Genomic DNA, 23,230 nt, shown 5'->3' on the forward strand with positions numbered 1-23,230 from the left:
TGTTGGGGCTGTCGACTTCCCCTGTTTGGCTGCTAGAATCCACCCAAGACATAATGAGAATTTTTTCCTATGCGTTTAACGGCATTAACGACTGAGTTGCTGGATCAGGGGATGCGTACTGATCTGGCGAAACTGTTTACACCCGAGCAGCTAGAGCAGCTTGAAGATCAGGCGGCTGAAGCTGGCGTGCATTGGGTGCTGGCTAAATTTAACGGCCGCTATATTGGCGCGGGTTTGTTCAATCTGCAAGCGGCATCATTAATCGGTTTAACAGTGAGGGATGTCACTCGTCGTCGTGGGGTTGGCCGTCTTCTCATCGATTACTGTCTGCAACAAATTAAGCATGTCGCTGAACAGCAGAAACTCTTTGTCTATTGGGACAGGGCGGATGCTGATATTGCAGGGTTTATGTCGGCACTGGCAGCGACACCAAGTGACAAAGGCTGGCATATTTCATGAGCAGGGCTGATAAATAAAAAAACCGACCATAATAGGTCGGTTTTTTTATGTTGGAGGAGACGGTTCGCAAGTTATGCCATGGTTAGGCGTAACTTCTTCATCGCGTTCTTTTCCAGCTGCCTGACGCGTTCTGCTGATACTTGATATTTATCAGCTAGGTCTTGCAGGGTTTGTTTTTCATCGCTAAGCCAACGGGCTTGCAGGATATCGCGGCTTCTTTCATCCAGCGTATCAATGGCTGATTTCAGACGACTCGCAGCGTTAGCATCCCAGTTTTCCTGTTCGACACTTTCCGCGAAATCAGACGTTTTATCTTCTAGATAAAGCGCCGGGCTAAAGCTGGTGCCCTTTTCGTCATCGTCGTTACTCAATTCAAAAGCTTGATCATGGGAGCTCATGCGGGCTTCCATCTCCATCACTTCTTTGCGGCTCACACCTAGCTCTTCAGCGACGGTACTCACCTCTTCCTGATTGAACCAACCAAGACGTTTCTTATTCTTGCGCAGATTAAAGAACAGCTTACGTTGCGCTTTGGTGGTCGCGATCTTAACGATGCGCCAATTACGCAGCACATACTCGTGGATCTCTGCTTTGATCCAATGCACAGCAAACGAGACCAAGCGTACACCCACGGTGGGATCGAAACGCTTAACGGCCTTCATTAGCCCGATACTGCCTTCCTGAATCAGATCTGCTTGCGGTAGACCATAACCTGCATAACCTTTCGCCACATGCACCACAAAGCGCAAGTGAGACATAATCAACTGGCGGGCAGCGGCGAGGTCGCCGTCTTGCTGCAGGCGCTCAGCCAAGCTTTTCTCTTCCTCAGCGGTCAGCATAGGAATGGCGTTGACCATACGCACGTAGGACTCAATATTGCCCGACGGTACGGTAAGTGCCATTGACTGAGTTGATGTTGTCATGTGTACCTCTTACTCAAATCTTCATGTCTGTGAGCTTATACGCCCAGGATCCAGACGAGATCGAATTCTGATCCATTCGATAAGACCCGTCAACCACTAAGAAAGTTTCATTCGATGTTCAAGCAGGTTCGATATGCGCAATGTGACGTTTAACAGATATGTAAGCACCACACAGGCCCAGTATTGAAGAAAGCAGCAGCAGGAACAGTGCTTCGAGTAGGCTGATACCGGTGAGTTCAAAACTACTTTGGTAAAGCCCCGATAGGTATTGAATGGCGTCGGCTAACCACCAGATGATCAGTGATATCGCGATCCATGAGATCATCGCGCCGACGATCCCGTACCAAAGACCGGTATAAAGGAAAGGGCGCTGAATGAAACCGTCGGTTGCGCCAACTAGTTTCATCACTTCAATCTCTTCCTTTCTGCCCATAATCGCTAGGCGAATGGTGTTACCGACAATCAGTACGACGGAGACCAGTAGCAGTGTTGCTAGCGCACCAAAGGAGTCTTGGATTAAGGCGATAATGGCATCTAGCCGCTCTAACCAGTCAATATCCATTTTTCCCATATCCACTTCCCGAGCAGACTCGAGCTTTTGCAGTAGCGCCCGGGCTTCATTAGGGCCACGATTTGCCAGCGTCGGTAAGACAACAACCACAGCAGGCAGCGGATTACGATCAAGGTAAGCAAGCGCATCGCCAAAGCCTGATTGCAGTTTAAAGTCTTCTAAGCCTGCGTCTGGTGATATCAGGGTGACGCTATCGACTTCAGGATGCAGGCCGATACGATGACTAAATGCCCGTTGCACTTCTGGTGAGAGATCTTGGCGCAAAAATAGGCTGATCTCGGCGGCGTTTTGCCATGCGCTACTTACCGCCACCGCGTTTTTTTGCAACACATACAGCGCCGCTGGCAGTGACAGGCTGAGTCCCAGTACCGCCATGGTCATGAGAGAAGCGACGGGCGTGCGCCATAAATCGCCCAGCGCGGCAATCGATTGGCGTAAGTGATTGATAAAGAAACTACGAACCTGCTCTGCAAAGGAGAGCTTTGGTTTCATGCTATTACTATCGGCACGCTCCTTAAATAGCAGACTCATAGCAGCTGTCCTCGATCGTCTTGAAACAGACCATCATTGATCAGTTGGCCGTTGCGCAGTGTCAGCGTGCGGTATTTCATTCGTGCGATAAGTCCGAGGTCGTGGGTGGCGATAAGTACCGCAACATCCACGCGGTTGAACTCTTCAAATAGCTTAAGAATTTCGGCCGAGAGTTCTGGGTCCAAATTCCCGGTCGGCTCATCGGCGAGCAGGATGGGCGGTTTGTTGACAATCGCTCGGGCGATGCCGACCCGCTGTTGCTCACCACCGGATAACTGTAACGGTAGGTTATTGATTTTGTTCAGCAGACCAACTTTATCAAGCGCAGCCGAGACTTTGCGTTTCATCTCTTTATGGCTGTGACCAGCGATCACTAAAGGTAAAGCGACATTATCAAATACACTACGGTCAGTAAGTAAGCGGTGATCTTGGAAAATGATGCCGATATCTCGGCGCACCAGGGGGATCTGTTGCTTCTTTACTCGGCTCAAGCTGTGACCGTTAATAAAGATCTGGCCATTGGTCGGCTTCGCCAATAATGCGATCAGTTTCAGCAGGGTACTTTTACCTGCGCCTGAATGGCCGGTTAAAAAGCCCATCTCCCCTTTCTGCAGATGAAAGCTAACATCTTTTATGGCGTGGTGACCGCCAGGGTAGAGCTTATTAACGTGGTCGAATCGGATCATTGCTGGCTGCTATTAGTTATTAATCTTCGTCGCTGAACAGGGCGTCAACGAATTCATTAGCATTGAATGTTCGCAGATCTTCAATCCCTTCGCCGATACCTATGTAACGAATTGGGATCCCCAACTTGTCTGCCACCGCAAAAATGACGCCACCTTTGGCTGTGCCATCCAATTTGGTGAGCGTGATGCCGGTCAGTCCCACGGCTTCATTGAACAGTTCCGCCTGGCTGATCGCGTTTTGGCCGGTGCCGGCATCGATGGTGAGCATCACTTCATGGGGAGCTTGCGGATCGAGTTTCTTCATCACGCGGACAATTTTTTTCAGCTCCTCCATCAGGTGCGCTTTGTTTTGCAAACGACCGGCCGTATCAGCAATTAGGATATCTACGTTACGTGCTTTTGCGGCTTCCAGTGCATCAAACAGGACCGACGCTGAGTCCGCTCCAGTATGTTGGGCAACAACAGGGATTTCGTTCCGTTCACCCCATACCTGAAGCTGTTCGACCGCGGCGGCTCGGAAGGTGTCACCCGCAGCCAGCATCACTTTTTTGCCTTGTGCCTGGTACTGCTTAGCCAGCTTGCCGATGGTCGTGGTTTTGCCCACGCCGTTGACGCCGATCATCAGGATCACAAACGGACCCTCATTGGCGTCCGTATCCAGTGGAGAATCAACCTTGTTCAGTAGCCCGGCCATCTCTTCTTTCAGTAAGCCAAGCAGCGCATCACCATCTTTCAGCTGCTTGCGATCCGCTTGATCGGTCAGCGAGTCGATGATCTTCATTGTGGTATCGACACCAACATCGGCTAACAGTAGTTGTGTTTCCAGCTCTTCAAACAGCTCATCATCAATCTTTTTACCGAGAAACAGGTTAGCAAAACTGCTGCCTATCTGGCTGCGGGTGCGCATTAAACCGCGCTTTAAACGGCTGAAAAAGCTTTCTCGGGTCGGCTTCTCTTGCACTTCAGGTTGCGGGGTGGCGACAACGGGTTCTGTAGCCGGCGAGGCTTCTGCCTGCGCAGCTTCGCTTTCGTCCACAGTTTTTTCGCTAGCCTCTGCGGCTGTAGCTTTGTCTGCCAATTCGGTGGTGACAGGCTCCGACGCCTCGGTTTGTTCGGGGGCCGCTATCTCTTGTTCGGCCGCAGCCGCATCTGCTGTCTCTGTTTTAGCTTTCTCTTTACCAAACCAGGACAAAAAACCTTTTTTCTTCTCTGCCATGTTCAAACCGTAGTAATTACTCTGATAATGCCGGGATCTAGCGACGGGTTGCACGTTACACTGGCGTTACGCCGTGTTCGCACTAAAATGCGCCGAGATATTAACATAATTTAACTTTATATAGGGTGGTCAGCGATGGCGAAACAAGCAAATCGTGCGCCCACAGGGCAAATACGGATTATTGGTGGTCAATGGCGTGGCCGTCGCTTACCTGTGCTATCGGGGGATGGGCTACGACCGACCACTGATAGGGTGAAAGAAACCCTGTTTAACTGGCTGATGCATGATGTCAGAGATGCGCGTTGTTTGGATCTGTTTGCCGGCAGTGGTGGACTTGGATTTGAGAGTTTATCGCGCCATGCTCAATATACTTTGTTGATTGAAAAAGCGAAGCCGGTGGCGCTGCAACTGGAAAAAAATTTAGCGACATTAAAAGCCACCAGCGGTGAAGTGAAATGTGCTGATGCATTGACGCTACTGGCGCAAAAGCCACCGCGGCCGTTTGATATTATCTTTATCGATCCGCCATTTCGTCAGGGGCTACTGCATGATCTCTTTGCGCTGATTGAAACAAATGGTTGGCTGGCGAAAGATGGCATGGTTTATCTCGAAACTGAGCAGGAGTTGGTACTTCCTCCTTTGCCGCAGGCCTGGCGTTTGTACCGGGAGAAAACCGCTGGCCAGGTGGCCTATCGATTGTTTCAGAATCAAGATGAAGGATCTGTTTGATGTATAAAGTGATGCTGCCGTTGGGTTATCTCGTCATGTTGGGCGTTTGGGCGGTGTTTTTCAGTAACTTCTGGCAACCTTTTGCTGGAAACCTGTCTCTGGTGATGAAGCTGGTCATGGGCCTGGTGATTATGATGCACCTCATTCAACTGGCCGTTTTTAAGGGGATTTTAGGGAGCCAGTTAAAACTTAGCGGTGCTGCAATCATCGATATTATGCTGTTTGGCGTGTTTGCTTTGTGGCGTCGCTGGAACCAACTGTCTGCAGATAAGCCAGTCAAGGCTTCTTTTGATTAAGTCAGTGAGAGCCTAAATAACTCACTGACTTATTTAAAATACTAGTAACTAGTTACTAGTTACTAGTTACCGTTGCCAGTTTTTTCGCTGCTGGCAGCGCGTCAAACCCAGCCAGCAGAGTTTCTGTGGCAAACTTGGCGGGCATCGGTTTGGCGTACAAAAAGCCCTGCAGGCGGTGACAGCCAGCCTTACTCAGTTTTTCAGTTTGGGTGGTGGTTTCAACCCCCTCCGCGATCACTTCCATTTTCAGCGTGGTGGACATGGCGATAATTGCTTTTACGATCGCCATATCTTCGTTGTTGCAATCAATTTCGTTGACGAAAGAGCGGTCGATTTTTACCTGATCGATCGGTAAGCGACGCAAGTAGCTTAGCGATGAGTAACCCGTGCCGAAGTCGTCAATAGAGATAGACGTGCCCATCTCCTTGAGTTGGGTTAGGCGTTCAGTATTGAGCTCGATATCGCTCATGACAATGCTTTCTGTCATCTCTAGCTCGAGCAAAGATGCGGGTAGGTCCGCTTCCCTTAATGCTGTTTTGATCCGTTCTACCAGATTGGTTTTCTTGAAGTTAAGCGCTGAGACGTTAACCGCGACGGGGCAGGTGATCCCCATGTTTAACCATTCGCTGGCTTGGTGGCAGGCTTTGTGTAATACCCAGTTATCAATGTCGACAATCAGTCCAGATTCTTCTGCCAGCGGGATGAATTCGGCCGGGGAGACGATACCGTGTTGCGGGTGATCCCAACGCACCAGCGCTTCGACGCCGATAAATTTCCGCTGTTGTACATCTACTTTCGGCTGGTAAGCGACTCTGAGCTCATTGTTGTCGATAGCTTTGCGTAATTCGTTTTCCATCCGTAATCGTTGCAATGCTCTGGCGTTCATTTCACCGCTATAGAACTGGAATCGACCTCGCCCTTTGGCTTTGGCGTTATACATTGCCGTGTCAGCATTTTTTAGCAGCGAGTCGATTTCGTCGCCATCATCGGGGTAGATAGCGATGCCGATACTGGGGGTTACTACCACCTCATAGCTGTCCACCACCATCGGCTGAGAGATACTTTCAATCACGCGGCTGGCGACGCGAGCGACATCTTCGTTTTGTGCCACTTGCGTCAAGCAGATAGTGAATTCATCGCCACCAAGACGCGCCAGCGACATATCTTCTAATCTATCTACGCCGCGCGTCAGCAGATCACCGGGACGTAGGCGGGTTTTTAGTTGTTCAGCGACGCGATTCAGCAGTTTATCGCCGAAGGCGTGACCTAGGGTATCGTTAAAGCGTTTGAACTGGTCGAGATCGATAAATAGCAGTGCGGCCTTCAATCCTTCACGCTTGGCTTGCGCAATACTACGCTGTAAATCTTCGTTGAACATCTGACGGTTCGGCAGGCCAGTCAAGTTATCGAAGTAAGCCAATACTCGCAGGCGCTCTTCGTTCTGTTTGAGGTGCTCTTCGTTACGCTTTAGTCGTTCCTCATTGCGTTTTAGATCGCGGAAGGCGCGACTAGCGCGTAGCATATAACGCACCCGCTGGCCAAGGATCTGCCAGGTAATCGGCTTGGCCAAGAAATCGGTTGCACCACTTTCATAGGCGCGATTGATTGAGCTGAGATCATCTGAAGAGGTCACCATCACTACTGGTACATCAGCGCCTAACGGTGATTGACGGATAACTTCACAGACCTCATAGCCGGAAAAATGAGGCATGCTAACGTCTAGCAGCACCAGATCAGGGGAGTGCTGTTTATACATCTCCAGAGCTTGTTTGCCATCGGCCGCCTCAATGACTGTGATAACTTCACGTTCCAGCGTTTCCCGCATCATCAAACGAATGGTGATGTCATCGTCGCACACCAGTACAACGGGCTTCTCTGTTAGTGGTGCGGGTACAGCATGCATTTAAGGCGTCCTAATTACGTCACTGAGAGCATCGATAGCTTGAAGATAACATTCTTCTAATCCTACCAGTAACGCTTTACAGGAGGCTAGATCCCCGTCACGGGCTGTCAGCTCTATTTGATGACTGAGCTGTTTTAGGCGTTTAGCGCCAACATTGGAGCTGAGCGATTTGATGGCATGGGCGCAAGCCGCTATCTGTTGGCGGTCACGGTTATTCAGTGCTTGTCTTAATTCGCTCAGCTTGTTGGCAACCTCTTCTTTAAAGGCACTAAAGACACGGTTGAGGATATCGCTACCTGTTTCCTGCTGGATCTGGCGGATATTATTAATCGCTGCCATATCGACAACGTCGTCACTGTCATTTTGCTGTATTGCACCAGCGGGTGCGGCAGACATTATCTGTTCGTGACTATGTAATTCCGCAGGCAAAAACTCTTCTAGTGCATCATAGAGCTGACGTAGTGTGAGTGGCTTAGTCAGATAGCCATTCATGCCACCTTGCAAACAGCGCTGGCGTTCGGTGTCCATCATCCCCGCGGTTACTACCAGAATGGGGGTTGCAGGCTTGTCGGTTTCAACTTCGAATTGCCGGATCTGTTTTGCTGCTTCATACCCATTCAGTCGGGGCATCTGCCAATCCATCAGTACCAGATCGACGGGGTGTTGTTTGAACATGCTGACCGCTTCTCTGCCGTCGGAAGCAATGAACACCTTGCAGCCCATCATTTCAAGCATTGCGCGCAGCACTTCCTGATTGGCGAACGTGTCTTCCGCGACCATGATCGATGCGTTAAAGCGATTCATTACATCGCTGTTATCTCGGAAGCTGGTCATTCCCTGCTGGCCGGGGATAGGTTGATTGGTCGCGATACTTAAAGCGATATGCAGCGTGCGACCGTCAATAGGCTTGGTCAGGCGTTGGCAGTGCCTCAGTTCATCGCTCAGCTGTTCGGTAGCGATTGGCGTGAGTAAGATCAAGCGGCGCTGTGTTTGCGTTGGTAGGCCAGAGAGCATCTGGATCTCTTCCCGCCTTAGTAGCTGAATATCAGCAATGACACAGTTTTCACTGCCCGGTTCGAGCAGAGCGGCGAGCAGCGGCGTTTCACCTACTGGGCGAGCGTGGATGCCGAGTAGTGCTAACTGGCTACTGACCATCGCCTCGACACCGGGTGAACACAGCGCGGTACGGACGTCACCTCTGATGGCTAAATAGTTACCTGAGGTTGGTCCGTTGTTGACGTTAACCAGGGGCATTAAGATGCTAAAGCAGCTGCCTTGATCTGGTGTGGATTCGACAAACAGCTCACCTTTCATCAGTTCCACCAGCTGCTTACAGATCGACAGCCCCAGGCCTGTGCCCCCAAAGCGGCGGGTGGTCGAAACATCGGCCTGAGAAAATGCGTCAAAAACGTGATCCAGTGCTTCAGGCGTCATACCGATGCCACTGTCTTTAACGCTGATGCGTATCCCTTCGAGCTCCTGAGTGAGCACGACGTCGACTTCCCCCTCCTGGGTAAACTTCACTGCGTTACTGACCAAGTTGGCAAGGATCTGGCGTAATCGGTTGGCATCGCCAATGACTAGCTCAGGTAAGCGGTGGTCGACAATATAGTTAATCTCAAGCCCTTTACGTTGTGCCTGATCCGCAAACAGGTAGCAGGTCTCAGAGACCAGCTGCTTAATATCAAACTGCAATTGTTCAAGTTCAACTTTACCCGCCTCAATTTTTGAGTAATCGAGCAGGTTGTTAATTAACCCAAGCAGCATCTCGCCGGATCTATGGGTGGTGATCGCGAAACGTCGCTGCTGTTCGCTAAGGGGGGACCGCAATAACAGCTCTGTCATCCCCAACACACTATTCATCGGTGTGCGGATCTCATGGCTAATGTTGGCTAAGAATGCGGTTTTTGATTGATTGGCTTCTTCTGCTCTTTCTTTGGCGTCATTTAACTCTTCAACGGTATGCCCCAGCTGCTGGTTGAGTTGCACCAGATCGTCGGTGCGAGCGGCAACTTCCCTCTCTAGCGCTTGTTTTTGCTCATAAGCAAGGCGTGTTTTCGCCCGTTGCTTCTGCCAGAAATGCCACACGATAAAACCAAGCATCAAGGCATATAAGGTGTATGCCCACCAGGTTCGCCATGGTGGAGGCGTGATGGTGATGTCTAGGGTCATGGGAGGACTGTCCCAGACGCCGTTTGTACGTGTTGCCTGAACCAATAATGTGTAATTTCCCGCGGGTAGATTTGTGAAAGTTGCTCGATGTTGGTTTCCAATCTCCACCCAGTCACTATCAAAGCGATCTAGTTTGTATCGATACTGAACTCTTTTAGGTGAGTGGTATTCTAACGCAGAAAAATCAAAAGACAGAAGGTAGTCTAAATAGTTGAACGTTAAATGAGATATTTTATGAGGAGGTTCTTTGAATTTCTGCTTCTTGTTTAGACGATATACACCGGTGAGTACAACAGGCGCCATTTTTTTATTGCTAATTAGTTGTGAAGGCGTAAACCTGTTATATCCCTTACTCCCCCCGAAGAAAAGTTCACCAGAAGAGTTCCGGTAAGATGAGGCGAAGTTAAAGTCATTATCTTGTAATCCATGAGATTTATCAAAGTGTCTGAATGTGAGATTATCTGGGTTTATTCTCGTTAGCCCTTTATTACTTCCTACCCAAAGGTATCCTTGATCATCTGATATCATGGAATACAGTTGCTTGTCGTCTAATCCTGTTTCTCTACTGACCAGTTTGAAATTATTTATACCTTGCTTTCGGTCTGTTGGTGGCCATATTACTAACATGCTGTCTTGTAATGTCACCCATAAGTTTAGATTTTTATCTTCTTGTATGGATGTTACAAAAGAATTTGAGAGCTTTTTCCCGTCGTACAGTATGGGAAATCTAGAAAAACTGCCGTCTTCGTTATATCTGCTTATTTCGTTATCGGTTCCTATCCATATGTCACCACTAGAATCCTCATAAATAACAAATACTCTGTCACTACTTAAGGAGTTTTTATCATTAACATCGTGTTGGAAGACCGTGAATTCAGTTGATCCCTTCGGCATGAGGTTCAATCCTCCACCATAGGTTCCAACCCACGTGTTTTCTAAAGAATCAACAAATATGGAAGTTATTGAATTGCTACTAATGCTGCCCCGTTTTGCCTTGTTGTGAACGTATAGCGTTACTCTCTCATTTGCTAAATCTATAACTTCCAACCCATCAGAACGAGTCCCGATCCAAATGGTATCTTTGTGAGAATAAAGAGTCATTATTCTTTTTGAGCTTATTGGATAACCAAATATCTCTTGTATTGGTCTTGGTTTAGGGGCGCCATCTTCTTGGATTTGCACAGACTGGTAGCTGCCTATCCATGTCGTTTTGTCTATTGATTCTCCAAAGCCGAAAACGAGATTGTCAGCTAGCCCTTGATCTTTATTTATTGTGTAGAAGCTATTTTTACTGCCTAAAAATAGACTGTTGAAGCACCCAATCCATAATGTACCATCAGGGTCTTGGTAAATATCTAGAACCATTGCTCCATCCATGGCATTGTTTTGTTTTGGATATGGAACAAATGCCTTTTTTTCCTTATCGTAAAAAGCTAACCCACTTTCTGTCGCTAGCCAGATGACACCATCGAAATCCTGATGTATGTCCCTTATTACGCCTTTTGATACTATTTCATCTGATGAGATTTTTATAAGGTTTTCGTAGTTCGATGTTAGCATGAACATGCTGGCATTCTCACCGCTAATCCAAATATTACCTTGGTTGTCTTCCATTATTGATGAAACTATTAATGGCGGGGGTGAAGAACTTTTATGTTGTTTTAATGTGAAGTGCTGAGTTTCTTTTGAAAGAGGGGTGTATTTAATTAATCCATTTCCATCCGTTCCAAACCAAATGTTACCATGGTGGTCTTCGATGGAAGCTAGTATCGTATTTTCATTTAGTATTAGAGACAATGATTTTGATGAGCAGTTTGAGTAGTTTTTTTCGTGTGTATCGAAACAAATAAGTCCGCCGCCATCGAATCCAAGCCATAACATCCCTTTGCTATCATGTAATACATTCCATATGGAATTCTTATCTGATATTTTGTTTTGAGGTAAGCTAAATCTTGTAAAGCTTTCTCCATCTGGATTTATCAGGTTGATTCCTTCTGAATATGTTACAACCCACATTTCTTCTGTTTGTAAATCTTGACTGATAGATATGACATTGTCAGATGAGATACTCTGCTCGTTTTCAATATTACTTGTGTAATTATAAGTGTTGTTGCCATTAAGCCTAGTGAGCCCGCCTTGTGTTGCCAACCAAATGAACCCATCTTTGTCTTTGAACGTTTGACGAATAGTGTTTTGTGCTATTTCATCTCGATATTGAGATGGTGAAAAAATGTAGTTTGGGGTAGAGGGGGTAAATGTACTGTAGGCATTGCTAGTTAATAAGCAAAGCTGAAGAAAACAAAGAGAAATGAGTTTATTGTATTTCTTCAGCTTAACCATTATTCAACTCCAAAAGCTACTGTTGTGGTACCCAGCTAGTACCCAGTACTTCTTTTTCCTGGTGGGTATTTGCTTGATAAATTGATTGTGCGTTCCACGGGTTGCCAGCGTTCCAAGGATTACCTGCGTTCCACGGGTTGCCAGCGTTCCATGGGTTACCAGCGTTCCATGGGTTGCCAGCGTTCCACGGGTTGCCAGCGTTCCATGGGTTGCCTGCGTTCCATGGGTTGCCAGCGTTCCATGGGTTGCCTGCATCCCAAGCTAAATGTTCTTGTTGCCTAACATGGAAGATGTCTTCGTTGTCTTGGAATGCCGGTCCATAGAAGTGTTCTTCGTCTTCTATATCTTTAGTAATGTCTAGATTTTCGTTGGCGCAGTCTACAAGTTCGCTTGCAAGTGCCCGCATGGCATTCATATAACCAGCACCTTGCTGAAACACGCTATAAACCGCTTCGCCATTGTCATCTACAGCAAAAGCAGATGTCGCAATCAGTCGGCATTTTACGGTATCTGGCGTTAATGTGGGATCGGCACTTAGTAAAAGTGCGGCAATGCCCGATGTTACGCCTGCGGCTTGTGATGAACCCGATACCATCAAATGATTACCAAGCTGATATTGCGGGAATTGTTGTGAAAGTGCTGTGATTGGTTCAACGATCCCCAACATATGCCCGCCAGGTGCTACGGCTTCCGGTTTCACAAACGCTTCATAGGTCGGCCCTGCAGATGAGAAGTTAGCAAGATAGTCATCGGAGATATCGTCGGGGGTATAGTTATCACTGACAGCACCCACTGTCATCACATAGGGAACGTTGCCTGGCACACCTATGGTCATCGCCTCTGGGCCGTTGTTACCAGCGGCAGCCACGACGAAGATACCCGCTTGCCAAGCCTTCATCACTGCTTGGTTGATTGGATCTTCCCAATAGTAAGAGGATGGGGGAGCACTGAATGATAGGTTGAGTACACGTATGTTGTGCTCATCTTTATGGTCGATGACGAACTGAATTGCTCGAATAACATCCAGATAAGTGGCTTTGCCCTCGACATCAAACGCTTTAACAATAACCAGATCTGCATCGGGAGCCACACCATGGTATGCGCCGGTAAAGGCACCCTCGGCTGTACTTTCCAGGCTGCTGGCGATCATTGAAGCAATATGGGAGCCATGACCATTCTCATCTAATGCGCTGCCTTCGAGATCCTGAATGGCATCATAGGTGGCAAGAATACGGCTTTCCAGTTGGGTGTTTTGACCCAAACCGCTATTGGCTGACCAAATTCCCGAATCGATAACGGCAACAGTGACTCCGGCACCTGTATTGCCTTCGGAATGGACTTGGTCGGCATCAATAGGATGAGTGTAATAGCTGTTTTCGACACTGTTATCTAAGCCGTCATAGCCGGTAACTAATTTGGTTTCGCAACCTTCTGCAAACCCAGCTATCAGCTGGAAGTCGGATTGCTCAGCGATGTTGTATAGCGGTTCGTTGTTGACGAAATTGAGTTGCAGGTTGACTTGACCATCGCTAGGGATTTGACGCGCCAGTGCGGTTGACAACATCTGCTCTGAGGTTTGCAATAAACTGCCACTTGGCATCTCGGCTTCATCCAGCTCCTCATATAACAGGTCACCAAAAGTGATACTGGTCAGTTGCCCATAGCTTTCCGGCCAATTGAAATCGATTTGTGACAGCGTAATTGGCTCGCTTCCCATATTGAACAATGACCAGCTGATATGGTCTTGCTCAATTTTCAGGATATGGTCGCCTGTGACACCACAACCCGTTACCGAGTCGAGTGTTGCAACGCCATTGGCCTGGATCCGTCTTACCAGTCTGGATTGACTCAGGGCGTTTATCTGTTGCTGCGTCAGTTCCGCTCCCACTGCATTGATCACATCCAACTGGTGAGTGACTTTGCCGCCAAGATCAGTCACCAGTTTTGCGAGTTGTTCAGTGTCTTTCCCCTGGATCAGTACTTGACTGGTGGGGGCGGTAACGTCGACCGCTTGATGATTTTGGTACACCGCATATGTGCTAAATGCGGAGAAAACAAAAATTGCTGATATAAACAGCATATTGCGTCGTGAACGCTTTTTGCTGTTGGAACTGTGCTGCGTCATTTTTACTGCCTTTACAATGGTTAAGTGACTGGGTTATGTGTCCAGACTTCTGTTAATCCATTGTCAAACGGCCGGGCGAGCATCTCTTGTGTGAGTCATCCGACTGCCCGGCTGAACGACTGGTCACAAAATGTCCCGCATTATTATGCAAATGTTATGCAAAAGTAAATAACATGATGTTTTATAAGGAAAAGCTTATTCTGGTTTTGTGAAAAAATTGTGACAATTTTGGCTGGGGAAGGGGGTGACAAATAAAAGGCGGCTCAGCAAAGCTGGAGCCGCTTTCTTGCCGATAGGCATGAGTTAGGGTTTGTTTAACTCTTGTTCCAGGCGGTGGCTGATCGCATCTGGTGAGCTAGTGTGTTGGGCCAATAGTGCATACATCACAGGCACAATGAGCAGGGTAAACAGTGTGGCGATCAAAATGCCAGCGAGTACCACTACACCAATAACAAAGCGGGTTTCGCTACCGGCACCGGATGACAACACCAATGGCAGTGCACCAAAAGCGGTGGTTACCCCGGTCATTAGAATGGGACGCAGGCGCTGGCCGGATGCTTGCAGCAAGGCCTCATCAAAATTCATTCCTTGATCACGTAGCTGATTAGCAAACTCAACGATCAGGATGCCGTTCTTCGCTGCCAGCCCCACCAGCATGATGATACCTATCTGGCTATAGATATTGAGCGACTGGCCAAATAGATAGAGACCAATCAAGGCGCCCATCATGGCTAAAGGCACGGTCAACATAATGACAATGGGGTGAATATAGCTTTCGAACTGTGCTGCTAATACCAGAAAGACGACAATCAGTGCCAGCATAAACACAAAGTAGATCGAGGCCCCTGATTCTTGATAATCCTGGGATAGGCCTTTGTAGCTGATCACTGCATCACCGGGCAGCACCCGATAAGCCAGCTCATCCAGATAGCTCAATGCTTCGCCTAAGGTGTAGCCATCTGCCAGATTGGCTTCAATAGTGATTGAGCGCATACGGTTGTAGCGATTCAGGTTACCAGCGTCAGCAAACTCTTCAATATTGACCAAACTCGATAGCGGGATCAGCTCTTTGCTGTAATCACTGCGCACATAGATATTGGTCATATCCGTTGGCGCGCTTTGATCTTCACGGTTACCTTCGAGGATCACATCATACTCTTCTCCACGGTGTTGGAAGGTGGTGGCGATACGGCTGCCTAACATGGTTTCCAATGTACGACCTATGGTTTCCACTGATACGCCTAAATCACCTGCACGTTCGGTATCGATGCGTACCTGCAGCTGTGGCTTGGTCTCTTTGTAATCGTGGTCGATACCGATTAAGCCGGGGTTGTTTTTTGCTTCGTTGATGAGCAGATCACGCCAGCGAGCCAGTTCATCATAGTCGCTACCGCCGATCACAAACTGTACTGGCTTACCGGTACCGCCACCCAGTGCTTGGCGCATGACTGGAAAGGCGCGGATCCCGGCAAGATCACCTAACTTGCTTCGGGCTTCCCCCATCAGCTGCCAGGCGCTTTCCCTGTTGGCCCAATCTTCCAATACGATGATGGCAAAGCCACCAGAAAAATCTTGGGTTTGCCCCCATGCCCGGGGCGTGCGGATCAGCAGTCGTTTCACTGAGCCGCGTTCTACTAACGGCATCAGGCGCCGTTCTACTTCGTCCATGTAGCTCTGGCTGTAATCAAACGTTGCGCCTTCTGGTGCGCTAACAACAATGAAGAAAGCGCCGCGATCTTCTTTTGGAGTGAACTCCCCTGGTACCTGTTTGAGCAGCCAGGCACAGCTGATCAGCGCAGCGAGAATCAATACCAGGGTCAGGCTTGGTTTATGGATCGAGGTGCGCAGCGCGCTGATGTAGTTATCACGAAACTTATTCAGTGCTCTGTCTACCTGGCGAGTTAACCAGCCAGGCTGCTCGTGCGGCACAAGCAATTTCGAGCACATCATTGGTGAAAGGCTGAGTGCCACTAAGCTGGAAAACGCCACGGCTGCACTCATGGTGACAGCGAATTCGGTAAATAGCTTGCCAAGATCGCCTTCGAGGAAGGTGATAGGCATGAATACCGAGATCAATACCAGCGTGGTGGCAATGACGGCAAAAGAGACTTGGCGTGCGCCGAGAAATGCTGCTACTAAAGGGGATTCCCCCAGTTCTATTCGACGATGGATGTTTTCCAGCATCACGATGGCATCATCTACCACCATACCAATGGCGAGGATCAAGGCTAACAAGGTCAACATATTAATGGTGTAACCGAGCAGATAAAGCACGATAAAGGTGCCCATCAATGATACCGGCACCGTCAGCGCCGGGATCAGCATGGCACGCGCGCTGCCGAGAAACAGATAGATAACGATCACGACCAGCGTAATGGCGATAAATAGGGTTTGATAAACCTCTTTCACTGACTGCTCGATAAAGACTGAGCTGTCGTAACTGTTGATCAGCTCCATCCCCTCCGGCAGGGTGCGGTCTACTTCGATAGCCATCGCGCGCGCCGCACGTGCTACCGACAGGGTATTGGCAGTGGATTGTTTGGTGATCCCGATACCCACCATGGGTACGCCATTGCCACGGAATGATAGCCGCTCCTCGGAAGCGGCCAGTTCGACCTTGGCAACATCACTTAAACGCACGAGATAACCGTCGTCACCTTGAGTCAGTACCAGATCCTGAAACTGTTCTGCGGTATTAAAGGCGCGCTGCACACGCACGGTGAACTGGCGATCCACCGATTCGACACTACCGGCAGGTAGTTCGACGTTCTGTGAGCGCAGTGCATCTTCAACGTCGTTCACTGTCAGGCCACGGGCAGCCAGCGCTGAGCGATCCAACCAGATGCGCATAGAGTAGTCACGGCCACCACCAACACGGATGCGGGCAACGCCATCAATAGTGCTGAAACGGTCGACTAAGTAACGTTGGGCATAGTCACTGAGCTCCAATAGATCCATTCGGTCGGACACCAGGTTAAGCCACATTATGGTGTCATCCCCCGCGCCGGCCTTACTAATTTCTGGCGGATCGGCTTCGTCAGGTAGGTTGTTCAAAACCCGGCTAACGCGCTCTCGAATGTCATTGGCTGCGGCGTCGATGTCGCGTTCGACAGTGAATTCAATGGTAATAGAGGAGCGTCCGTCTTTACTCTCGGAGCTGATGTTTCTGATCCCCTCCACACCACTGATCCTATCTTCAATCAGCTTGGTGATACGGCGTTCAACTACTACCGCTGAAGCGCCGCGATATCGGGTTTCAACTGACACCACCGGGGCGTCAATGTTGGGGTATTCACGCAATGGCAGCTTGTCAAAAGCGACTAAGCCAAAGGCGATGAGTAGCAGGCTGATAACCGAAGCAAAGACCGGCCGTTTGACTGACAGATCGGTGAGGATCATGCCCCGCCTCCTTCACGCCATGTCTCTTCCTGGATGGTGACAGTTGCGCCGCTGCGTATCTTTAATACGCCTTGGGTTATTACTTGCTCGTCTATGCTAAGCCCTGCAACAACTTCAATGATTCCAGGCTTGCGTAGACCAACTTCAATCTGTTTCTGACTGACCTTGTTCTCTGCGTCCACCACATATACGAAATGCTTATCTTTTAACGCGATGATGGCAGCTTCAGGGATCACCAGTGATTGCCGTTGGTCATGGATCAACTCAAGTTTGAGCAGCATGCCGGGCTTCAGCCGCAAGTCTTGGTTCTTTAACTGTGCACGAACAGTGATAGCACGGGTGATCGGATTCACCCGCGGGTTGATCGTATCTACGTGGGCATCAAACACCTGGTCGGGATAGGCATCTGAATAGGCGCGCACAATCGAGCCTTTGGTCAGTGATGTCATAAACCGTTCCGGAACGGTAAAGTCTAGCTTGATGGTGGCGAGATCATCCAAGGTTGTAATCACGGTTCCCGGCGTGATTAGGCCACCTTTACTGACCAGTCTGAAGCCGAGTTGGCCTGCAAATGGTGCGCGGATCTGGCGGTCATCGATCTTGGCCTGTTCGGCGGCGATGCGGGCTTTGGCGGCATCAATCAAGCTCTGAATACGGTCCAGTTCGGAACCGGCAATAGTGCGGTTTTTTACTAAGTCTGCAATCCGCCGATATTCACGTTCCTGTTCTGCCAGCGCGACTTCCGCGAGCTGCAGGTTGGCGACCTGCTCGGCATCACGGAGCTTAACTAATAGCTGGCCTTTTTTGACCTGATCCCCATCTTCAAAGTAGATCGCAGCAATGTTTTCTGTCTCGTTGGCGGTAATGACGACAGACTCATTCGCTTTTGCCGTGGCCAGCGCTTCAACTTTGTCTTCTAAAAGCACTGACTTGACTGGTGCCACGACAACGGCAACGGCCCCTCTGGCCTTCTTCGCTGCCACGGGTGCCATATTGAGTGACCACCAGCGATAACCAACGGCAGAGCCGATGGTGGCAACGATGATAAAAATAAATAAAACCCGTTTCATACCTACTCCATTGCTGGTTGCTGGGTTACTAATATGTAAAACAGCCAGCAGTTTGAAGATCTGACCTAGTGACTGGCAATCTTGCTATGGGCAATAATTGCAACGAAATGTTTCATTCCTCCTGGCTCAAGCCCAAGTTGGACTCCAGCGGGGTGAGAAATGCTTCCCGCAAGGCGGCGATAGTTTTTTGTGTCGGCGCTCTGTCGCTTAACCACTCAGCCAATTCACCTTGATATTCAAACTCAAACTGCATCAAAGGGTGGTTTTTCAGATCAACCTCTTCGCCTTCGCTGAGCTGAATGTATTGTTTTACGGTGTGGCGACTGAGACGGCTGATCTCCACCACTGCCGGACTACTGGGCTCGGCAAATTGGCAAAATAGCGTGTCCAGTGCGGTAGTGGCGTCGAGTGCGGGCCAAACACCATACATGTCGAATTGCTGAGGGTCGGGGATCTGGTCAGCTAATTTTTCTTGCCACCGTTCGTGATTAAACTGGGTGGTTTTGCTGCGTAGGGCATCCCATACCGCATTCATACTGTTCCTGAGGATGTTGCCGTCTCCCCATTCAACCGCATGACTGAATAATAGGTAGTTAGGTAGCATGCGTTCACTCAGACAAGCTGAGAAAGCCAGCTGTTGCCATGGTGTCAGCTCACGTAGTTGTTGGTTTAGTTGTGCTGTACTCGCCATGAATTACTCCGATTTCGGCTGGCCACACTGCCAGCAGAGTTCAAAATTGCTACCATTTTTCTCACCGCAGTGGTGGCAGAACCATTCGGTCTTGCCGTTGCCCTCGTAGCGACTAAGCAAGCGCAGAGCATCTTGGTAATCTTTTTCTACGATGAACAGATCGACCTGTTGTACCGACAGTGGCAGTTCGCCCGCTGCCCCGGCGAGGTTTTCGCCTCTGAGCTGAATGTCGAAGCCTTCGGCTTGTAACATCCCCTTCAGCAAATTTGCCTCTAGTGCATTAGCTGCTTGGTATAGGCGCATTAATGCACTCATCCTGCTGCATCCATGTGGGCGAAGTAGGCAAAGATGCCATCCAGGAACATCTGCACCGAAATCATTACCAATAACATCCCCATTAGTCGTTCCATTGCTGTGAGGCCGCGTTCGCCAAGCATACGATGGAACAGGCCGGAAAACAGTAGAATCAAAGAACTGACTGTCCAGGCTCCGACCAGCGCCAGCGACCAATCGACCATGCGACTGGGATCTTGATGGGCCAATAGCAGCAAGGCTGCCAGTATCGATGGGCCAGCGATTAAGGGAATAGCTAACGGTACGATAAACGGCTCTTCGCCAACAGCTAATCCCGTTACGCCTCCAGGCTGCGGAAAGATCATTTTCAATGCAATAAGAAACAGAATGATACCGCCGGCAATACTCACCGACTCTTGGGTCAATTGCAGAAAATCAAGAATGCTACTGCCAGCAAACAGAAACAGCATCATGATCACCAGAGATATTACCAGCTCGCGTATCAGCACCGCGCGCCGGCGTTTAGGCTCGATATTCTTTAATACCGAGAGAAAAATGGGCAGATTGCCCAAAGGATCCATGATTAGAAACAGCGTCACCGCTGCCGACAGCGTATCCATCGAGGGAAGCCTCTAAAAACGATTAAAAAGCAGGAGCTTGTAGGAGGTTCAGTATATCACAGGCGAGCCAGCTTACCCGCCTGTATGACAAGCGGAGATCGAGCTGTTTGTAAAGTTAGCAGGACTGGTGTTAGTGGTGTTGGCAGATCTTGGTTTCATCGACATTTAGCGCGCCGTCGTCACCTGCCACTTTGCCTCGTGCAACAAAGAAGGCTAGCAAGCTATCCAGATCCATATCGGACTCAGAGCAGGTGTGATAGATGGCGTCAGCGCCGAAGTTATTAATCACTAATTGTCTGAGCTCAGTGAGGGACTGATTGGGGGCGCTCGACAAGATCAGTTCCAGCACTTTGTGGCCATGTATTGAGGTCATATTGGTATTCCATATCTGCAATAGCAAACAGTATGGCGGTGTCGTTACTCAATGGTGTTGATTTCGCGCAATCCGCTAAAGGTTGATCGCCGTGGCGGGGAGTAACAAAGGTGTTGTTACGGTATAGTCATGGGCAATAAACAGGGCGGAAACGTCATTTTTAGTTGAGAGAGAGAGCCAAATTGATGCGTTTTTTAATCATATTGTGTGCATTGTGGTTTGCCGGTTGCAGTGACACTGGCGATGCGCCTGCCCCAGAACAGCAGGAATTGCAGCAGTTATTGGCGCAGGTGTGGCAGTACCGACTTGAACAAGATCCCCTGCTGGCAAGCTATTCCGGTAGTGCTCTTGGTGCCGATCGTCTCCCCGATCTCTCCCCGCAAGCTTTGGCTGCGCACCGTACTAAGTTGACCGACTACTATGAGCAGTTCAATTTACTGGCTGAGTCGGCGGAACTGCAATCCGAGGATAGGATTAACCTGCGGTTGATGCAGTACGCCATCAAGAACGAGATCGATGAGCTACGTTTCAACGCACAGATGATGCCCTTGACCTCAGAGTATGGCTTTCATGCGGGCATTGCTCACCTTCCCTCTATGACCACAATGGACAGCGTGCAGGCGGTTGAGGACTATTTGGCTCGACTGGCTGAGATCCCCCGTTATTTTCAGCAGAATATTGATTGGATGCGCAAAGGGATAGCGACTGGGCGCACAGTGCCAAAGGCGGTGCTGACCGGATATGAAACCACTATTTCTGCATTCATTGTTGATGATCCGGTAGATAGTGACTTCTACCAACCCCTGAAAACATTGGATCTCGATCTTCCTGTCGAACAACTCACGACTCTTAAACTGCGGGCAAGACAGTTGGTTAAAACGGCAGTCATGCCTGCCTATCGTGACTATTTGACGTTTTTTATGCAGGAGTATCAGCCCGCGACGCGTGACACCTTAGCCGTGAGCGCATTGGAAAATGGCGATCAGTACTACGCCAATCGTATCGGCTATTACACCACCACGAATATGGGGGCGGGAGAGATACACCAGTTGGGCTTGCAGGAGATGGCGCGTATTCGCAGTGAAATGGGTGAGGTGATGCGCGATGCCGACTTTTCTGGCTCGCTGGCTGAGTTCATCGAGTTTCTCCGCACTGATCCGCAGTTCTACGCCAAAACCCCGGAACAGTTGCTGCATTATGCCGCTTGGTTGGCAAAAAAGGCCGACGCGGCGTTGCCTGCGTTTTTTAATACCCTACCGCGTCGCACCTATGGTGTAGAGCCTGTACCTGCGAATATTGCGCCTAAATACACCACGGGTCGTTATGTTGGCCCCAGCGGTGATGATCGCCCTGGTTACTATTGGGTTAACACCCATGCTTTAGACAAGCGCCCGCTCTATGTTTTAGAGGCGCTTACCCTGCATGAAGCGGTGCCAGGCCATCATCTGCAAAACGCTCTGGCTCTGGAGATGGAGCAGGTGCCTGAATTCAGACGTCATCTCTACTTGTCGGCCTTTGGTGAGGGCTGGGGTTTGTATTCCGAGTGGTTAGGGCAAGAGATGGGATTTTATCAGGATCCTTATACGCGTTTTGGCCGTCTTAGCTATGAGGCGTGGCGCGCCTGCCGTTTAGTCGTTGATACCGGGATCCATGCCATGGGTTGGAGCCGTGATCAGGCGATTGAATATATGGAAGTGAATACCGCTTTATCCAAGCACAATATCCGTACTGAAGTGGATCGCTATATCTCTTGGCCGGCGCAAGCACTCTCATACAAAATTGGTGAGTTAACGATAAAGCGGCTGCGTAAGGAGGCTGAACTGACATTGGGTGAGCGTTTTGATATTCGTACATTCCATGACGCTTTGCTTGCCAATGGTGCGGTCACCTTACAGCAGCTGGAACAACAGGTGGCTGCCTATATCTCCCAGCAGGGCGCTCAGTAGTGAGTGCGTTGCAAGCCATTATTAGTACTTTGATCCTCTGGGTGCTTAGTGGTTTGGCTAATATCGAGGTGCCGGAGGGGTTGAGTTACTGGCAGCCGGACCGACCGCACCAGGCGTTGAGTGATTGCGTCGAAGGCTTGCCGGAGCGGCAGTTATTGCAAGCCGCCGCGCCAATGCAGACCTCACGCAAAACCCTTGGCCCGCTGCTCCGCGTTGCGGTGTGGAATAGCTATAAATTGGAGCAACCCGGCTGGCAGCAGGAGTTGGCCGAACTAACCGCACAACGCGACCTGTTGCTACTTCAGGAGGTTGTTGCCCGAGCTGAGCTGGCTCCCATCCTTGGCGAAAGGCCGTCACTCCTGTTACAGGCTTTTACTTATAATCAGTTAGCCGCTGGCGTGATGACCAGTGCCGTGGTCAGTCCTAGCGCAGTTTGTGGGATACGCACCGCAGAGCCTTGGATCGGCGTACCGAAATCACTACTAGCCAATCGTTATCCACTTCATGATGGCCAGTCGCTGCTGGTGGTGAATCTACATGGGATCAATTTTGTTTGGGAGCTTGAGGCATATCAGCAGCAGCTAGATCTACTTGCCGCCTTGGTTAAGCAGCATAGTGGCCCGGTGATCGTGGCTGGCGATTTCAATAGCTGGCGTCAGGAACGTATCGATCGTATCGGGCTGACCCTAAAACCGTTGCAGTTGCGGGCGGTGAGACCCATGCCAGATCGACGTACACGGATATTTGGTTTTGCTATTGATCAGCTTTGGCTTCGAGGCTTCGAGGTTGAGCAGGCTGCATCTTATGTCTCAGAGAGTTCCGACCATAACGGTTTGCTGGTCGAGCTTCGGTTAAAACCGGCGCCGCCCGCCCATTGATGAGCGCT

Annotated in this window: 17 protein-coding genes and 1 pseudogene; 5 read left to right on the top strand and 13 right to left on the bottom strand. The window is 49.5% G+C overall.

Translation table 11 applies throughout. From position 1 onward, the window contains the following. Window positions 1-69: 69 nt before the first annotated feature. A complete protein-coding gene (locus EXY25_RS11260) occupies window positions 70-459 on the top strand; it encodes an acetyl-CoA sensor PanZ family protein (RefSeq protein ID WP_130566852.1) in 390 nt (129 codons plus the stop codon). A 71-nt stretch (window positions 460-530) separates the two neighbouring features. Here the strand turns inward: EXY25_RS11260 and rpoH are convergent, their stop codons facing one another. From rpoH to ftsY, 4 genes and pseudogenes are all read right to left on the bottom strand, one after another. Next, window positions 531-1,382: an RNA polymerase sigma factor RpoH gene (gene rpoH, locus EXY25_RS11265; RefSeq protein WP_114337565.1), complete on the bottom strand. Its 852-nt coding sequence runs from the start codon at window positions 1,380-1,382 to the stop codon at window positions 531-533. Window positions 1,383-1,500: 118 nt separating this feature from the next. Then, the gene (gene ftsX, locus EXY25_RS11270) at window positions 1,501-2,484 is read right to left on the bottom strand and encodes a permease-like cell division protein FtsX (protein ID WP_130566853.1); all 984 of its coding nucleotides are present in this window, start codon (window positions 2,482-2,484) and stop codon (window positions 1,501-1,503) included. Then, window positions 2,481-3,170: a cell division ATP-binding protein FtsE gene (gene ftsE / locus EXY25_RS11275; RefSeq protein WP_114337567.1), complete on the bottom strand. Its 690-nt coding sequence runs from the start codon at window positions 3,168-3,170 to the stop codon at window positions 2,481-2,483. The genes ftsX and ftsE overlap by 4 nt, the downstream gene beginning before the upstream one ends. A 19-nt stretch (window positions 3,171-3,189) precedes the next feature. Then, window positions 3,190-4,347 (bottom strand): annotated as a pseudogene (ftsY, locus tag EXY25_RS11280) (signal recognition particle-docking protein FtsY); the annotation flags it as partial. Between the two features lie 174 nt (window positions 4,348-4,521). On the opposite strand from ftsY, the gene rsmD reads away from it, so the two are divergent. Both rsmD and EXY25_RS11290 read left to right on the top strand, forming a co-directional pair. Then, entirely contained in the window at window positions 4,522-5,115 is a 594-nt protein-coding gene (rsmD, locus tag EXY25_RS11285; RefSeq protein WP_130566855.1) for a 16S rRNA (guanine(966)-N(2))-methyltransferase RsmD, read from the top strand. Further along, window positions 5,115-5,411, top strand: a complete 297-nt coding sequence (locus EXY25_RS11290) for a DUF1145 domain-containing protein (RefSeq protein ID WP_130566856.1) — start codon at window positions 5,115-5,117, stop codon at window positions 5,409-5,411. Before rsmD ends, EXY25_RS11290 begins: the two co-directional genes overlap by 1 nt. A gap of 55 nt (window positions 5,412-5,466) precedes the next feature. On the opposite strand, the gene EXY25_RS11295 is transcribed toward EXY25_RS11290, so the two are convergent. From EXY25_RS11295 to EXY25_RS11335, 9 genes are all read right to left on the bottom strand, one after another. Next, a complete protein-coding gene (locus tag EXY25_RS11295; RefSeq protein WP_130566857.1) occupies window positions 5,467-7,314 on the bottom strand; it encodes a putative bifunctional diguanylate cyclase/phosphodiesterase in 1,848 nt (615 codons plus the stop codon). After that, window positions 7,315-11,826, bottom strand: coding sequence for a hybrid sensor histidine kinase/response regulator (locus tag EXY25_RS11300; RefSeq protein ID WP_130566858.1), 4,512 nt, complete (start codon window positions 11,824-11,826; stop codon window positions 7,315-7,317). A gap of 16 nt (window positions 11,827-11,842) precedes the next feature. Further along, entirely contained in the window at window positions 11,843-13,951 is a 2,109-nt protein-coding gene (locus EXY25_RS11305) for a S8 family peptidase (protein WP_130566859.1), read from the bottom strand. 303 nt (window positions 13,952-14,254) lie between these two features. Then, window positions 14,255-17,350 carry an efflux RND transporter permease subunit gene (locus EXY25_RS11310; protein WP_114337574.1) on the bottom strand — a complete coding sequence of 1,032 codons (3,096 nt, stop codon included), beginning with the start codon at window positions 17,348-17,350 and terminating at the stop codon, window positions 14,255-14,257. Continuing rightward, on the bottom strand, window positions 17,347-18,420 hold the full coding sequence (locus tag EXY25_RS11315; RefSeq protein ID WP_130566860.1) for an efflux RND transporter periplasmic adaptor subunit: 1,074 nt from the start codon (window positions 18,418-18,420) through the stop codon (window positions 17,347-17,349). Before EXY25_RS11315 ends, EXY25_RS11310 begins: the two co-directional genes overlap by 4 nt. A 112-nt stretch (window positions 18,421-18,532) precedes the next feature. Beyond that, window positions 18,533-19,111 carry a YjaG family protein gene (locus tag EXY25_RS11320; RefSeq protein WP_114337576.1) on the bottom strand — a complete coding sequence of 193 codons (579 nt, stop codon included), beginning with the start codon at window positions 19,109-19,111 and terminating at the stop codon, window positions 18,533-18,535. 3 nt (window positions 19,112-19,114) lie between these two features. Beyond that, window positions 19,115-19,426 (bottom strand): putative signal transducing protein, encoded by a 312-nt coding sequence (locus EXY25_RS11325; RefSeq protein WP_130566861.1) that lies wholly within the window; start codon window positions 19,424-19,426, stop codon window positions 19,115-19,117. Next, window positions 19,423-20,025 (bottom strand): YhgN family NAAT transporter, encoded by a 603-nt coding sequence (locus EXY25_RS11330; RefSeq protein WP_130566862.1) that lies wholly within the window; start codon window positions 20,023-20,025, stop codon window positions 19,423-19,425. The genes EXY25_RS11325 and EXY25_RS11330 overlap by 4 nt, the downstream gene beginning before the upstream one ends. Window positions 20,026-20,155: 130 nt before the next feature. Further along, entirely contained in the window at window positions 20,156-20,398 is a 243-nt protein-coding gene (locus EXY25_RS11335) for a YecH family metal-binding protein (protein WP_114337579.1), read from the bottom strand. A gap of 185 nt (window positions 20,399-20,583) precedes the next feature. On the opposite strand from EXY25_RS11335, the gene EXY25_RS11340 reads away from it, so the two are divergent. Together EXY25_RS11340 and EXY25_RS11345 are read left to right on the top strand one after the other, a co-directional pair. After that, window positions 20,584-22,344, top strand: a complete 1,761-nt coding sequence (locus tag EXY25_RS11340; protein ID WP_130566863.1) for a DUF885 domain-containing protein — start codon at window positions 20,584-20,586, stop codon at window positions 22,342-22,344. After that, window positions 22,344-23,222 (top strand): endonuclease/exonuclease/phosphatase family protein, encoded by an 879-nt coding sequence (locus EXY25_RS11345; protein WP_130566864.1) that lies wholly within the window; start codon window positions 22,344-22,346, stop codon window positions 23,220-23,222. Before EXY25_RS11340 ends, EXY25_RS11345 begins: the two co-directional genes overlap by 1 nt. Window positions 23,223-23,230: the final 8 nt, after the last annotated feature.

The organism is Corallincola spongiicola, from assembly GCF_004284785.1.
Lineage (GTDB): Bacteria > Pseudomonadota > Gammaproteobacteria > Enterobacterales > Neiellaceae > Corallincola > Corallincola holothuriorum.